A 14884-nucleotide genomic window follows, 5' to 3' on the forward strand; every position below is an offset into this window, starting at 1 on the left:
ATCCATGTTTTGAGTAGAGGCGTAATATAATAGATCATGGAGTCTATTTTACTTTGCAGAACGCTTGACCTTCCTATCAGTTTTTATTTTCTTTCAGGTGGTCATGTTGAACATGGAGAATCAGCCCGCACATCACTTCTTCGTAAATTAATGGAAGAAACTGGCGCTGAATGCAAGATCAAGAGATTTTTAGGATGTTTAGAATACAGCTTTGAGCTCAGGTCTAGCAGTATCTGTTACAACCACGAATACAATTTTATTTTTGATGTTGAATCAGAATCTTTGAAAATTGAAAAGCAAATACCACAGCTTGAAGCTCATATTGAATTAATTTGGGTGCCTTTGCATCAATTATCTGAAATTGATTTTAGAGCCGAGCCTTTGCGAGAGTTCGTGCCCGAGTGGTTAAAAACGCCAGTTTCAGATGTTTTTAGGAGCGTGATGATATGACGCAAAATACAATAATCATTTATTTAACCGGCAAACCAGGGGTTGGGAAGTACACGATTGCCAAGGAATTAGCAGTCAGAGATGGATTTATCGTTTGCGATAATCAGCTAATTAACAATCCTATTTTTGAGCTATTGCAATACGATGGCTATACCAAAATACCTGATTTTGCTTGGGATACTATCGCTCACATAAGGGCAGAGGTTTTCGACTTCCTCTCTAAAAGCACCCAGAATAGTTATGTGCTTACCAACTGTTTAGCAGATACTGAGGAAGATAAACAACTCTACGAGCAAGTACAAAAAATGGCTGAAGCACGAGGATCATTGTTTATTCCTGTACGACTTGAAATTAGCAAAGAAGAACATTTAAAACGCCTCACAAGGCAAGAAAGAAGAGAAAGGTGGAAGTCTATTGATCCAAGTGATGCGGAAGATAATGGGCCACTTATCTCCATCTCCCACCCTAATTTGTTGTCGTTAAATGTCAGTAATTTAAGTCCTGAAAATGCAGTCGAAGCCATTATGAATCATATAAAAAGACTATCCCAGAGGTAAATATGAAAAGACTTACACACACAACTGCAAAAGCCTCTTATTACAACACAAGAGCGCAGCGATATGATGAATTTAATGAAAATAATTCGAAGGCAATCAATGCTCTTTTAGAGAAGATATTAAAAGAGCATCATGTTTCTACCGTTCTCGATCTGACTTGTAGGACAGGTTCTCAAGCCTTTTGGCTTAAAGAAAAAGGTTTTGAAGTTGTTGGCAGCGACATTAGCCGAAGCATGCTCAAAATTATCAAACAAAAAGCGAAACATTTTTATGAAAAGCTTGGTTTTGAGGCAAGCCACGAAGGCATGAAATTATATTTGGATAAAAAATTATGAAAATTAACTTTAAAAAGGTAACAAGCGCGCATTTGGACACTATCTTTAGCTGGCTTACTGAACCTCATGTTATGGAATTTTGGGACAACACTCAGGCTCATAAAGATGATATTGTAAATTTTACAGAAGGCAGAAAAACACCATCGTCTTATGCAGATGGCCAGTATGTTTATTGGATCGCCTCTCTTGAGCACGAACCTTTTGCAATGTTGATGACCATTCAAGAAACACATAAGGAAGATATAGGCCCAGAGAAGCTCAAAAGGCTTTCCAAAACAGGCAATACCTATGGTCTTGATTACATGATAGGTAACCCTAAATTTTTTGGTAAAGGTTACGGTTCTCAAACCTTGCGTGACTTTATCGATTATTTCAGGGAATCTATTGACCCAAAAGCAGATACTTTTTTGATTGATCCGGATAGCGCCAACGCACGAGCAAAGCATGTTTATATGAAGGCGAGATTCAAACATGTGTGTGATTTCATCATGGAAGGCAATGTAAGTGGCGCAGGCAAACTACATCATCTGCTTCTCAAAAAATTTGATCCAAAGGTTTCGATCATCAAAGCAACAATAGATGATCACCTTCGTATTCAAAACATGGCGCGTTTCTACGTTTATGATTTATCAAGAGATTGCGGCTCGATCTCATCTGATTGGGCTATTCCAGAAGATGGGCTTTATGAAAGCTTTGATTTTAAAAACTACTTCGAAGATCGATCCAGAAAAGCTTATTTGGTTAAAGTTTATGATGAGATAGCCGGCTTTGTTCTGCTTAATAAAGCAACTGAATCTCCTTCAAACAATTGGAACATGGGTGAGTTTTTTATTATCGCTAAATTCCAAGGTCAAGGTATTGCGTATCAAATTGCAAAAGAAATCTGGAGTATGCATCCGGGTAAGTGGGAAGTTTCCGTTATCCCCAATAATAAGTCAGCGTTAAAGTTTTGGGAAAAAGCAATTAGTGAATTCACCAGCAAGATTTTTAATAAGAAAATCAAAGATGTGACTTATGATGAACATTGCCCCCGTCGAGTCATCTTTGAATTTGATACACAAAGTAAGATTCACAGCAATATAGTCCAGAATTTTACGATACGCTCAAGCCAACCTTCTGATATCTCTGCCATAGTCTCGCTCTCAAAAGCCAAGCGTTTATCCTACGAAAAAGCACAGCCGCAGTTTTGGCGGCATAAAGGAGAAGCAGGCGATAAGATCCAGGAAAAATGGTTTAAAGAACTGTTAGAAGATAAAAACTATGTCATGTTTACAGCGAAAAGCGAGACACAAGAAATCCTAGGATTTATCATTGGCAGGCTAATGCCTGCTCCGGAAGTGTATAATCCTGGTGGGCTAACCTTAATGATCGATGATTTTTGTCTCGCTGATCAAGCTGAGTGGCATTCAATTGGATCTAAATTGGTTCAAGAAATTAAAGCAATCGCAAAAACGAAAGGAACAGCGCAAGTCCTTGTTGTCTGCGGTGCACATGATGAGCCGAAGCGTCGTTTCCTTAGAAATATTGGATTAACCGTAGCTTCAGAATGGTATGTGGAGAGTATCATATGAATCAAAAACATCTTAAGCACGTAAGCCAGTATTTTAATCTTGGGACACCGATTCAAACGCCCACAAGAATACACGGTGGCTTACTGCACATCATGTGGTGTCTTGATACAGATAAAGGTTCCTATGCGATCAAGCAGCTATCAAAAGATATTGATCTACAAGATGATCAAGTCATTAAAAATTATGAATTGAGCGAGCAAATTGCTTCAAGTTTTATAATGAAAAATGTCCCTGGCGTATGCGCTCTTTTACAATCAGATAAACATCTTTTGATGATAGATGGATCTGGCTACCTTGTGTACCCTTGGGTTAACGCGAAAGCTTTAGATAAAGATGAAATTAACGAAGGTCAAGCATTAATCATTGCCAGTTTACTCGCAAAAATGCATTTAATAAATCTGCATCTTGAAAGCATCGGTGAACCTGAATTTGACATTCATGATAACAAACACATTACCAATTTAATCAAACAGTCAACTCAAATGCAGCTTCCATTTGCTGACATTTTAAATTCCAAGTTATCGATCCTTCTCGAAATTAATAAAAGTTATTTGGGTTCAATTGCAGTCCTTAAAAAACACACAGTGATTGGGCATGGTGACTTAGATCAAAAAAATGTTGTGGACGGACAAAAAGCAGCCTCTATTAATTGATTGGGAATCGGCGCGTAAACTAAACCCCACATATGAAATTGTAAATGCTGCTTTAGATTGGTCGGGCGTTACAACCAATCTCAAGATCAATTTGTTCCATAAAATGCTTAAATCTTATTCGGAGTCCGGAGGGTTAATTGAAAAATGCATGGTTGAGGCGGCATTTTATGGGGTTATGGGAAATTGGATTAATTGGACGGTTTACAATATTAATCGGGCTATCAATCAAACAGACCTTGAGCAAAAAAATATTGAGATAGAACAAGTCATGCAAGTATTACCAACAATTTTGAGGGTAAAAACGTTGATGCCAGAATTAATAAGTGAAATAATATCATGATCAAAATCGACCTGCTGAAAAATTATCCAGATGCTATACCAACACTCGCTCATGTTTGGCATGAGGTTTTAGGTAAAATTTGGTTTCCAGAGCTTACAATTGGGGAGATAGAGTCATTGACATATGATGAGCTCAATCATCCAGATGAAACAATTTCATTCGTTGCGCTGTGCTATGAGATTCCAGTAGGATTTTGCACATTTAAACTTAAGGAGGAGTTTCGTCCCGATTTAGGTCCATGGCTTTCAGATGTAGTCGTTGATCCAAAATATCAAAACCAAGGTATTGGTAAGATGCTGATTGATGCGACGCTCTTAAAAGCAAAAGAGCTTGGATTTGAAAAATTGTACTTATTTGCTTTCGATCCCACCATACCAGAGTATTACGAACGCCTTGGTTGCAAGAAAATAGGCATGGATGAATTTAAATCTCATCCCGTCACCGTTATGGAGGTGACGTTATGAACGAGAAATCAATTACTTTAAACCCTGATCTTGCGCGCAAACTCATAGCTGAGCAATTTCCTGAATATTCGAATCTACTAATCACAGATGTTGAAAAACAAGGACATGACAACCGTACGTATAGGATCGGCGACCATATGCTTATTCGTATGCCAACAACTGCAGACTACGCTTTAAAAGTTCCAAAAGAACAAGAACTACTGCCGCAATTAGCAAAACGTTTAAGCATTAGCATTCCGGCTCCGATTAAAATGGGCAAACCTTCAGCAGGTTATCCATATCCATTTTCTATATACAAATGGTTGCCTGGAAAAAGTATCAATCTGCTGACGTTAACCGGTCAAGAAAAGGAACAACTTGCTTTCGATCTCGCCAATTTTTTAAAAGAGCTACAAGCTATTACCGATATTGAAGGCCCTGAGCCAGGTCAACATAACTGGTGGCGAGGCGACCATGTCAGTGTTTACGATAAAGGTGCCAGGGAGCAGGTAGCAGAGCTGGCTGAAATTATAGAGGTGGGGCAAGCTCTTGCTTTATGGGATAAGGCCTGTGCGACGAAATGGAACAAACCACCAATCTGGATTCATGGTGATTTTGCGATTGGCAATTTATTGATTGATGGCAGCAAACTATCAGCAGTCATTGATTTTGGCGGCTCTGCAGTTGGTGACCCTGCCTGCGATCTTGTGATTGCTTGGACCTATTTGTCTGGCAAAGCACGTGAGATTTTTATTTCCGAAATGAATATGAACAAAGATACCTTGCTTCGTGCACGTGCCTGGGCACTTTGGAAAGCAACATTTGAGCTATGCCAGATAGTAGATAAAAACAGCGCTGAAGCTTTGTTCCAAAAAAGAATTATTTATGAGGTTATGAATGGATAAAATTTTAGACACCTATCTCAGTCTTTGTACAGAAGTTTACGATTTAAGCAAGCCAAATCCACCAGAAGATGCATATACTTTTTATCGTGATTACGTAATGAAAGCGCATGGCCCTATCTTAGAGCCAATGTGCGGTACAGGTCGGTTTTTACTCCCATTAATTGAAGAAGGCTTCAATGTGCATGGTTTTGACGCCAGCGATCATATGCTCAAGGCTTTATATGCTAAAGCTGAGGCTAAAAATCTAAAACCTACGGCATGGAAAGGTTTTGTTGAAGATTTAAAACGTCCAGAAAAATACAATTTGATTTTTATTCCCAGTGGCTCCTTTTGTTTAATAATCGACCCTGTGCAGGTAGAGAAGTCACTTAAAGCCATTTATGACCATTTAAACGACGGTGATATTTTCTTATTTGAGGCAAAGACTATGCAAGCCGTTCCTCAAGCAGATATATGGCGTGACTCGTTATGGCCTAAAACAAATGGCCAAAAAATTATTCTAAGCCAGCTTGCCACACTCCAAGATGATATCTGTACCAGCCTTTGCAAATATGAACTATTGGAAGCGGGCAATATTATCCATACAGAAATTGAAGAACTTAGAGTGAAGATTTATCGGCAGGATCAGCTGATGGAAATGTTAAAATCTGCAGGCTTTAAACACATAAGAATAATCAAAGCCTTTGATCAATCTTCTGCGCCAACTGAGCAAGATGAGTCTATTATTTATGAATGCAGAAAATAAAATTACCATAAAACATATAAGGATTGATAACTTTGAGCTACCTTCGGTCATTACCAGCGCAATTGGTAATCCTTCGCAAACGAAAGTTCTAGAAGTGATCAAAAGCTATGAAGCTATAGACCATGAAATCATTGGCGCTTTCATGGATGATATCCTTATTGGGGCTTTAGGCATTTGTAAAGAAAATGAGGTCATTACCATTCGCCATATTGCCTTGCTCCAAGATTTCCAAAGACGAGGTATTGGAACTTTGCTTTTGGACTTCCTCAAGAAATGTTATGAGCGCTATAGGATTATTGCCGAGACTGATGGGGAGTCAGTAGATTTTTATTCTAAGTCAGGCTTTACCTGCCATAAGTTTAAAGGGCGATATGGGAATTTAAGATACAAATGTGAGTTTAGCATATGAGTTTTAACGAATAATTTTTATAGGAGATACTGTAATGACTACTAATGCAATAAAACCAAATGATATTTTATCTGATAGTGAAAATTTTGTAGAACTAAATGGCTTGACTGTTCGTAAAGGATCAATAGCTGCTTTTCTAAAAAATATTGATCTTTTTGAAGATTCAAATTCAAATGAAGTCCAGAAATCTGCTGCTCTTGAGATGATAAAAGAATTAGCCCCAGCAATCATAGCAGCTGGCCTTCATAGGCATGCAACCTTTAAGAACAAAATTATCGAAGATATTTTATGCAATCTATGAATCAAGGCATTAAAAACCATCTCTCTTTAATCATCTGGATCGTCGTACTGATCGCAATTGGTGGGGTTATCGGCTCTTCAACCAAGCCAGAGATTAGCACTTGGTATAGCACCTTACATCGCTCGACCCTGACACCACCAAATTATGTATTTCCAGTTGCTTGGACTATTTTGTACGGCATTATTGGCGCTTGCGGCTGGCTCATTTGGCGTGAGCCGTCATTTCGCAAGCTCAGTGTTATCAAAACTTTATATGTGACTCAGCTCATTTTAAACTGGAGCTGAGCGCTATTGTTTTTCCATTATCACTTAACTGGACTTTCCCTTATAGTTTTGGGCGCTATGGATATTCTGGTCGGCGCAACAATTTGGTTAGCTTACCGAAAAATGAGAGCAGTATCGCTGCTGATGATGCCTTATTTATTCTGGATTTTATTTGCGACCTACTTAAATTTCTACATATGGCAGTATAACTGAGTGAAGATTAGCAATGGTGGTCAAGCATAAAAAACATAGATGTCGTATTTTTATTCATGTAAACGGTTACAACTGAAACACAGGATATTATGAATTACAAAGAACGAACGGGCAGAGTGATTGATTTCATAGGCAGGCATCTTGATGAAGAGCTGAGCTTAGATGAGCTATGCCGAATCGCTTGTTTTCAAAATATCATTTTCATCGGTTGTTTACGGCCTACACAGGGTTACCTCTCATGAGCTATATCAAGTGGCTGCGGCTTAAACACGCCGCTCACCAGTTGATCGTACATAAAGAGGAAACAATTATTAACATTGCGCTGTCAGCCGGATTCGAATCCCATGAATCATTTAGTCGGGTTTTTAAACAAGTTTGTAGGAAACCGCCCTCAGAATTTAGGCGAAGGTCTAATTGGGAAAGCTTCGAAAATCTACCGCAATCTATACATATTAAAGGTAAAAAAATTATGACGATAACAATTAAAGAACTACCTGCTAAAAGAGTTGCTGTAATGGAGCATCATGGAGATCCCATGCGATTATCCGACACGCTTGATAAACTCATTACTTGGGCAAAAGCGCAACCAATTAACCTAAAACCTAAACCAGGAGAAGCCTTTGGTTTTGACTATCACGATCCACGAGAAGTGAAGCCGGAAGAGTTTCGCTTTGATTTAGCCCTTAGCGTTCCGCAAGATTTTAAATTGAATGATCAGGTTATAGAGAGAACATTACCTGCCGGCAGATATGCTGTCACCATGCATAAAGGTTCTCGCGATAATATCGGGGACACGATTTACAGCATTTATCGAGATTGGTTACCGCAAGTACAGGAAGAGTTAGGGGATCTGCCTTGCATATTCTGCTATTACAATTTTAATTATGAAGTTGCCGAAACAGAATCTTTAACAGAAATTTGGGTGCTTCTTAAGTAAGGGTGTTGTGTTATACGAGTATTGGGGAGCAATGTCGCTCCTCAATCATTAAATGGCATGACATCAAAAATCTTTGTTATCTGTTCAAAATAGCTTATATCACAACCATCCTCTAAAGCCCAAACACACGCAAGTACCGCTTGCACGAAACACCAATCAATGATTCGGTGTTCTGACAATTCAAGGGCTTCAGCAAAGCGAGTGACACGGTTATGAATAATATTTGGCGCATCAGCCTGATTCAATAATTCCGGCATCGGGTTGCGAATAAAAGCTGCCACTTCATACGCGGGTTCGCCAATTACACCTTTCGGATCGATCACCAGCCAATCTTCGCCATTTTGCAAAATATTATCATGATGTAAATCGCCATGAAGCAAAACATCTGGCTTAGCTGTTTTTAAAAGCTGATCGCGAATTTCTCTGGCTTTTTGCAGCGTTTGCACTGGAATTTTTAGGTCGCCATCTAATGCTTCAAGCCAATCTTTGATATGCGGAAATGCATGAGTGCTTGGTATTGGGGCTTTGTGCAATCGTTTGATAACACTTGCTGTGATATTAATTGCCTCATCATCCTTCTCAGGAAAATAGGACTTTAAAGAGACGCCGGGGACTGCGCATTTAAGTAGAAGCAACCCTGTGTTTTCTGAAAATATTTGGACAACCCCAAATCCCTCAAGTGCCATGAGGGCTGCTGCTTCACGCTTGAATCCATCAATATCCAATCCTAATTTTAAAATAATTGGCTGAGGTCCTTGAAACCCCCATAACACATAATTGTAGCTTAAATTATCGACTAGTTTTAAATTTGATAGCCCATAAGTGTTCGCTAGTTGTGTTACGAGATTCGGCAGATTTTCTTGCCACTGTCTACCTTTTTTGCCATATAAATTAATGATGTTTTGCTCAAACATTTTCATGAGATGTCTTTCTTCATGAAAATACGATCATAATCTTTCAGATATTTTGGTATGGTCCCTATGCAGTAAAAACCATGCTTTTCATAAAAAGCTTGCGCTTGAAATTCATAAGTATCGACAAATATTTTAGGCAATCTTTTGTTCTTAGCCACATCATCAATCATGGTGATAATTTTTGTCCCGATGCCTTGTTTTCGGTATTGTTCATTGCACCAGAGTACATCAATATACAGCGCATCACTGCGTTCCCAAATTAAAGCACCACCTATGATCTGATCAACATCTTTTGCAAATACACTGAAATGAGATGATTTTTCCTTTATGATCTTAGCATTAAAATCAACTATCCCATTATGAATGACTTTATCATCCAAAGCATTAGGGGTATTTTCAATGAAATATTCTATGCTGCTCATTTTACTTTCCTGCTTGCTGTGAAATTAGCGACATAAAAGCCAATTAGAATAGTTTCATCATTGATGCACGCTTTTAACCATCGTATTTTTTCTGCCATTCATTTTCGCTCATATGGCAATCACTTATTAGATATTCCTTATTATCGACGCACTCATTTTGAAGCAATAATTGTCTTACATCTGGCTCACTAAATATCGGTTGATAAATGGAGGCGTCAATGCATTTCATATCAGCTTGGTTGATCAAGTTAGGTAGCATTTTCTCAATATTGCCATTGCGATTTTCGCCTTCTGCAACCTCAATTGGAAATTTTAGTTGCGGCCAAGCAGTTTGCTCTGGGTAGCTGTAGGCATAATTTATAATACCTTCGATGCTAAAAACAGGCCACTTAATTTTAATGCTTGAGAAATTTGAGTTAATGCTAGTCTTGGTTTATGGATATGATGTAAAACAAATCGGCAATACACCATGTCAAACGTCTTGTTTAATTTTTCAAGTTCATAAATAATTCCAGTTTAATCCAACAGGAAGTAGCGCGTACATATCTGATCGGAAAGCTTGGTAATTTCGTTTTAGTCCTAAATTTTTTAAAAATTCGTCTCGAGAAAAATGCTCTAATTATTATTAAATCTTGTTCTATTTGGGCGTACGTTTACCACTCGACATTTTTTCGCCATGCTTGGATAAAAATTTCTGGTATCATAAATCACTCTCAAAATCAGTATTTTCAATAATTTTCCATTTTTTATACCTAGGGTGCCCAGTTTTTGATATGTATGGAACAAGGGAAACAAAAGGTCTTCTTGAATTTTTTAGGTATTCTACAAGTCTATAGATTATTTTCTCTTTCTTTTCTTCATCTTCCATCACATCAATTTTCTCCAAGACAAATCCTAATCGTTGAATTTGCGCCACTTCCCCCAAGTGCTCAGCAAGTTCAATTAATTTATGTTCATCGATACTGGGAGCAAGTTCTGATAAGACAGTAGCAATGTGACTAATACCAGCCGCCCTAGCTGAATATTTGAAAAGATCAATAGCCAGTAACTCCAGAGTAGCTACTTTTAAATAACCGGTACTGCGACAAAATCTTTGGTTGGTAAACCCTCTAAAGAATCCTTGTAGACAAGTTCAATCACTACATCACCAAATTTGATGGGATGCTTAACCTGTTTGTTGGTGATCACTTGAAAACGAGCTGGTTTTTGATGGGTCGCACCATAAAACAATCGGGCACTAAGTAGATCAACGTAATAATCAACATTTAGGTGTTTCATGATAATAGGAACTAATTCTTCTGCTGGAATAGATCCATATCCACCAGTCAGAATGAGTTTGTGGGAGAAGTTTATTGAATTTCCAAATGACTAATCTCTATCACTTTTCTGTAAGTGTTTTTATGGATTCTTGATAATGTTCTGAATTTTTTAATAGTTTCATGTATTTAATAGGTTTCGTATTGATCTCTTAAAGGATACACCATCAAGTCCTCCTCTAGCTCCACAGCAATAGTCCCTACATGCATTGCCGCCATAAGCTCCATCAATAAATTTGATATCTTCAGCTGTGGCTATTATTTTCAAATTGCAGTCTCTTTCTTCTGCATTTCCTTTAAATAAAAAAGTCTTATCACTTGTGTAGTATGCAGTTCCAAACAAAAAACAAGAATGACCGTTAAAGAACTCAAGGCGAAATTTAAAATAGATGATATTTTCAGCGACTTTGACAATCTCAAGAATATCTTCTGATAAATAAGTAGTTCCGTCAATATTACCATTTTTAAAACTGCGTTTGTATACGCCTGCGATCTTATCAATAAGCAGAGATGCTTCATTTGTATTCCCTGGCATTTGATTCAGTTTATCTTCTTCCTTTAATTTTTCTGCTTGAGCGACTCCTACTACAATAAAAGAGAAAATACAGTAAAAAAATAATATAGTTTTAAATTTTAACTTCATAACCATACTATTCCCTAGGGCTATAAATAAAAGGACAAGTCATTCCAATAGCAGTAGCAAACACTATGCGTAAGGAGAGTAATAAGCGTAATAAGTACAAAGCATAATCACTACCTCTATTCTCTGTAATTAGATTTATATAGTTTAATCGTAAATATCTTATTTTTTATAATGCTTTGCTATTTTAAAACAGAGAAGGCTTTGTGGCAAGATTAGTAATAAAACACCATAAGGAGGGACGGTATCTGGTATATTAAAAAACGCTTGCAGAATAATTGGTTGCGGGGGCTGGATTTGAACCAACGACCTTCAGGTTATGAGCCTGACGAGCTACCAGACTGCTCCACCCCGCGATAAATAATAGACTTTTCACACAAACTTACTGGCTGGTGATTTTGTCGTTAAAACTGAGAGTGTTCAATGAACTGTGTCAATTAAGTTAAAATACGTCTGAGCTGAGGTTACTACGTTTCCGTGACAGTCCAGAGAGTTAGCAAGCCTTCTGGATTGCTTCAGGCCAAGCCTTCGCAATGATATTTGATACAGTTCATTAAAGATTCACTTAAAACTTAAAACTTGCCTTCGCTCTCCATGTATTTTTATGTACGCCGCGATCCTCGCTAAAAATTCTTTAACTATTTCTTATGAGAGAAGTCCAATAAATTAATGATCTTTTTAGCAATTTATTCCTGGGAAAAGTAGTGTATCAAAATAGATATAAAACACAGCACTAGAATTTTTACTTAAATCTACCTAGTTAAGCAATTTTATAATTTGCCCTCCAATTCTCAGCACTTCTCCTATATTTTTGTCTTAAAAATTCCTCAACTATTTCTAGCTTATGCAAGAGGTAGTTGTTGTATAAGTAAAGATATTTGCATACAGATGATACACAAAAATACAGGGTAAGAAAGCCCAGTAAAACTATTTTGCTCCAAACTTCAAACCACCGAATTTCCTATTGAAATCACTTATACTTTTATTAGATTCATTGATTACGTTTAAACCATCTTTAGTCCAAGCAGGGTGCTTTCTATAATCAACATCCATTAAAATTTCTTCAACGTTAAGAGTCGAATTTGTTTCAAATACATCTTCTCCGATTTTTATACGTAATTTTTTATAAGTTGGATGTATACCAAGTTTCATAAATTTTCTTCAGCTTTCTTTGTGATAATTTTTCTTTTAACTAGTTTAGCTCGGTCGGACAACATATTCTCAGATATTTTTATCATATATTCATCAAAACCACCAGTTTTTTCTACTGAACGTATACATCTAGCATTTACCCTAAATTTATACTGTGAACCAGTTACATCACTAACAAATCGCACAACACGCATATTTGGCTCAAAACGCCTTCTAGTTTTACGCTCTGAATGCGATACTTTGTTCCCATATAAAACACCTACACCAGTAAGTTCACATTTACGAGACACTACCACTACCTATTTAAATTAACTAAAAACTATTAAGAGCAGATGATATCATCAATAAATATATTGTCAATAACTTATCAATTATTGATTTTGAAAATTCTAGCAAAACACTTGAGGATATTAGAATAAATTTTAGAGTAGAAAGATAAGAAAATAGACAAAAAATTCAATTAACTATCATGCAGTTTCCGAAGAGGTCTATTACATAGGCTTAATTACCATCAAAAAGAAAATGATCACTAAGCTGATAAAAGCTGGCCAACCTAAGTAAAACCATAATTTGAATAACTTATAATATTCAGTTGGTAATTCTTCATTGATAGCCTGCGCCTTCAAAGCTATATTCCTTAGTTTAATTTGAATCCATACTACCGGCAACCAACAAATTCCTGCAATAATATACCCTATATAAGTTAAGACTAACCAAAAATCAGAAAAATCATAGCCTACTAGCTTGATTAAGATAACGCCACTAATTGGCTGAATAATAACGCTTGGAGTAGTGAATAGAAAATCAGCTAGCACAGTAGTTTTAGCAGCATAGACTTTAGCTGCTAAATCACCTGTTTTATTAGCCCACCACATAAAAAATGCAATACCAAGTCCAGTGCCAAATAAAATAGTAGCGCTAATTATATGTATAGCCTTAATGAAAAAGTACCAATCCACTACTTATCTCTTTCGATTGCAAGTAACACACAAGCTAAAAGTATAATAGGAATATTTTTAGTAAGAGATCCTAAAGGCTCAAGCCATAAAACCGGTTCTAATAATGTTAAAATAAAGGTATAACCAACTATTACTGAAATTTGTATTAAAATTATTAGAGTTATTCTTTGTTTAAATATCAAGAGAACGCCAAGTATTACATCTAGCAAGCATGAAGAATATAACATTAGTTGATTTAGTTGATCGTTAAAACCAAATTTTCTTATAATTTCTATTCCAGGCTCTGGTGCTCCTAAGCCAGTAATTACTCCTGTAACTATCCAAAATAATCCAAGCACCCATTTTAATAATGGTTTAAGTACAAATAACCGTGCATGCCATAATGATTGTAAGGTAAGTGGATCGGTAGAGAGTCCAAGCTCTAGATTTTTTGGAAAAATAGAAGTAAAGCTTATGAAGTCTTGTTTATCAGCTGTGTTAGGAAGCATCATCATTTTGTAAGAGGTACTATTTAATGGACCACTACCTATCAAATCTCCTATTTTAGATATAAATTTAATAAATATAAGAGGGATGCTAATAAGAATAGCTGGTTTCAGTCCCAGCCATTTTCTAAAATTAATTAGTATATCTTTAACAGTGACAATTTCAGGACCAACTATCTTTAGAATTTTTTTGATTTCTCCTTCTCTTTTAGCACAATGCAAAACTACATTAGTTAAATCACTCACATGCACAGGTTGAAATTGCTGTAACCCATCTCCCATAAGAAATATAAAATATGGAATAGCAGCTAATCCTCTCAATAGTGAAGTACCTCCATATGAGCCATTGGCATATATTAGGGATGGTTGTAATATGACCCAATCAACTGCAGTTATTGTCTTGAGATAATTATCTGCTGTTTTTTTACTACTGGAGTAATCTGTTGTTTTCTCATCATCTATACCAAGTGCTGATATGTGAATAATTCTTTTTACTTTAGCTTGTACACATGCATCAAAAAGAGCTTTTGGTCCATTTATATGAACATTCTCTATTTTATTAGAACCAGATGAATTTAACACCCCCACTACATTCACGACAATATCAATATTTTCCAGCCGTTTAAGCCAAATTTTAGCGGTGATATCTTGGTTAAAATCGCAAGCGATGACTTCAGCCAGAGGGAGTCTTCCTTTTGTTCTTTCTACATCTCTTACCGCACACACAACCTCATATTCATCATTTATGAAAGCAGCGGTAATGTAAGAACCGATAAAACCACTTCCTCCGAGTACTAGCACTCTCAAATTACTCTCACACTTACAATATTAAATTATTAATAAAGCAATTCAATTTTGCTAGAAACCAATTGTT

General features: G+C 36.7%; 21 protein-coding genes, 1 tRNA gene and 2 pseudogenes. 13 read left to right on the top strand and 11 right to left on the bottom strand.

What is annotated here, in order from left to right; all coding sequences use genetic code 11:
• Positions 1-36 precede the first annotated feature (36 nt).
• The 13 genes and pseudogenes from Trichorick_RS02925 (at position 37) to Trichorick_RS02985 (ending at position 8122) form a co-directional block, all read left to right on the top strand.
• Positions 37-450 carry an NUDIX domain-containing protein gene (locus tag Trichorick_RS02925; RefSeq protein ID WP_323738760.1) on the top strand — a complete coding sequence of 138 codons (414 nt, stop codon included), beginning with the start codon at positions 37-39 and terminating at the stop codon, positions 448-450.
• Entirely contained in the window at positions 447-1007 is a 561-nt protein-coding gene (locus Trichorick_RS02930) for a DEAD/DEAH box helicase family protein (RefSeq protein ID WP_323738761.1), read from the top strand. The genes Trichorick_RS02925 and Trichorick_RS02930 overlap by 4 nt, the downstream gene beginning before the upstream one ends.
• A 2-nt stretch (positions 1008-1009) precedes the next feature.
• Positions 1010-1342: a class I SAM-dependent methyltransferase gene (locus Trichorick_RS02935; RefSeq protein ID WP_323738762.1), complete on the top strand. Its 333-nt coding sequence runs from the start codon at positions 1010-1012 to the stop codon at positions 1340-1342.
• Entirely contained in the window at positions 1339-2913 is a 1575-nt protein-coding gene (locus tag Trichorick_RS02940) for a GNAT family N-acetyltransferase (protein WP_323738763.1), read from the top strand. Before Trichorick_RS02935 ends, Trichorick_RS02940 begins: the two co-directional genes overlap by 4 nt.
• Complete coding sequence (locus Trichorick_RS02945) at positions 2910-3566, top strand: protein kinase family protein (RefSeq protein WP_323738764.1); 657 nt, start codon at positions 2910-2912, stop codon at positions 3564-3566. Before Trichorick_RS02940 ends, Trichorick_RS02945 begins: the two co-directional genes overlap by 4 nt.
• Positions 3529-3906 carry a hypothetical protein gene (locus Trichorick_RS02950; protein ID WP_323738765.1) on the top strand — a complete coding sequence of 126 codons (378 nt, stop codon included), beginning with the start codon at positions 3529-3531 and terminating at the stop codon, positions 3904-3906. Before Trichorick_RS02945 ends, Trichorick_RS02950 begins: the two co-directional genes overlap by 38 nt.
• Positions 3903-4370 (top strand): GNAT family N-acetyltransferase, encoded by a 468-nt coding sequence (locus Trichorick_RS02955; RefSeq protein WP_323738766.1) that lies wholly within the window; start codon positions 3903-3905, stop codon positions 4368-4370. The genes Trichorick_RS02950 and Trichorick_RS02955 overlap by 4 nt, the downstream gene beginning before the upstream one ends.
• Positions 4367-5254 carry an aminoglycoside phosphotransferase family protein gene (locus tag Trichorick_RS02960; RefSeq protein ID WP_323738767.1) on the top strand — a complete coding sequence of 296 codons (888 nt, stop codon included), beginning with the start codon at positions 4367-4369 and terminating at the stop codon, positions 5252-5254. The genes Trichorick_RS02955 and Trichorick_RS02960 overlap by 4 nt, the downstream gene beginning before the upstream one ends.
• A complete protein-coding gene (locus Trichorick_RS02965; RefSeq protein WP_323738768.1) occupies positions 5247-5999 on the top strand; it encodes a class I SAM-dependent methyltransferase in 753 nt (250 codons plus the stop codon). Before Trichorick_RS02960 ends, Trichorick_RS02965 begins: the two co-directional genes overlap by 8 nt.
• Positions 5983-6408 (top strand): GNAT family N-acetyltransferase, encoded by a 426-nt coding sequence (locus Trichorick_RS02970; protein ID WP_323738769.1) that lies wholly within the window; start codon positions 5983-5985, stop codon positions 6406-6408. Before Trichorick_RS02965 ends, Trichorick_RS02970 begins: the two co-directional genes overlap by 17 nt.
• A gap of 34 nt (positions 6409-6442) precedes the next feature.
• Positions 6443-6709: a hypothetical protein gene (locus Trichorick_RS02975; protein ID WP_323738770.1), complete on the top strand. Its 267-nt coding sequence runs from the start codon at positions 6443-6445 to the stop codon at positions 6707-6709.
• A pseudogene (locus tag Trichorick_RS02980) lies at positions 6706-7185 on the top strand (TspO/MBR family protein). Before Trichorick_RS02975 ends, Trichorick_RS02980 begins: the two are co-directional and overlap by 4 nt.
• 169 nt (positions 7186-7354) lie before the next feature.
• Positions 7355-8122: an AraC family transcriptional regulator gene (locus Trichorick_RS02985; RefSeq protein WP_323738771.1), complete on the top strand. Its 768-nt coding sequence runs from the start codon at positions 7355-7357 to the stop codon at positions 8120-8122.
• 41 nt (positions 8123-8163) lie between these two features.
• Here the strand turns inward: Trichorick_RS02985 and Trichorick_RS02990 are convergent, their stop codons facing one another.
• From Trichorick_RS02990 to Trichorick_RS03035, 11 genes and pseudogenes are all read right to left on the bottom strand, one after another.
• Complete coding sequence (locus tag Trichorick_RS02990) at positions 8164-9042, bottom strand: aminoglycoside phosphotransferase family protein (RefSeq protein ID WP_323738772.1); 879 nt, start codon at positions 9040-9042, stop codon at positions 8164-8166.
• The gene (locus tag Trichorick_RS02995) at positions 9039-9458 is read right to left on the bottom strand and encodes a GNAT family N-acetyltransferase (protein ID WP_323738773.1); all 420 of its coding nucleotides are present in this window, start codon (positions 9456-9458) and stop codon (positions 9039-9041) included. Before Trichorick_RS02995 ends, Trichorick_RS02990 begins: the two co-directional genes overlap by 4 nt.
• 357 nt (positions 9459-9815) lie before the next feature.
• Positions 9816-9929, bottom strand: coding sequence for a methyltransferase domain-containing protein (locus Trichorick_RS09270; RefSeq protein WP_410250257.1), 114 nt, complete (start codon positions 9927-9929; stop codon positions 9816-9818).
• A 229-nt stretch (positions 9930-10158) separates the two neighbouring features.
• Positions 10159-10374, bottom strand: a complete 216-nt coding sequence (locus tag Trichorick_RS03000) for a hypothetical protein (RefSeq protein ID WP_323738774.1) — start codon at positions 10372-10374, stop codon at positions 10159-10161.
• A gap of 24 nt (positions 10375-10398) precedes the next feature.
• Positions 10399-10736: pseudogene (locus tag Trichorick_RS09275) on the bottom strand (type IV toxin-antitoxin system AbiEi family antitoxin); the annotation flags it as partial.
• Positions 10737-10895: 159 nt separating this feature from the next.
• Positions 10896-11417, bottom strand: coding sequence for a hypothetical protein (locus Trichorick_RS03010; RefSeq protein WP_323738776.1), 522 nt, complete (start codon positions 11415-11417; stop codon positions 10896-10898).
• Between the two features lie 276 nt (positions 11418-11693).
• Positions 11694-11770 (bottom strand) — tRNA-Met (locus Trichorick_RS03015).
• Positions 11771-12341: 571 nt separating this feature from the next.
• Entirely contained in the window at positions 12342-12566 is a 225-nt protein-coding gene (rpmE, locus tag Trichorick_RS03020; RefSeq protein ID WP_323738777.1) for a 50S ribosomal protein L31, read from the bottom strand.
• A complete protein-coding gene (rpmB, locus tag Trichorick_RS03025; RefSeq protein WP_323738778.1) occupies positions 12563-12856 on the bottom strand; it encodes a 50S ribosomal protein L28 in 294 nt (97 codons plus the stop codon). Before rpmB ends, rpmE begins: the two co-directional genes overlap by 4 nt.
• A gap of 201 nt (positions 12857-13057) precedes the next feature.
• Positions 13058-13525 (bottom strand): DUF2269 family protein, encoded by a 468-nt coding sequence (locus Trichorick_RS03030; RefSeq protein ID WP_323738779.1) that lies wholly within the window; start codon positions 13523-13525, stop codon positions 13058-13060.
• On the bottom strand, positions 13525-14811 hold the full coding sequence (locus Trichorick_RS03035; RefSeq protein ID WP_323738780.1) for an SDR family oxidoreductase: 1287 nt from the start codon (positions 14809-14811) through the stop codon (positions 13525-13527). The genes Trichorick_RS03030 and Trichorick_RS03035 overlap by 1 nt, the downstream gene beginning before the upstream one ends.
• Between the last annotated feature and the right edge of the window lie 73 nt (positions 14812-14884).

It is taken from the genome of Candidatus Trichorickettsia mobilis (genome assembly GCF_034366785.1).
Classification (GTDB): domain Bacteria; phylum Pseudomonadota; class Alphaproteobacteria; order Rickettsiales; family Rickettsiaceae; genus Trichorickettsia; species Trichorickettsia mobilis_A.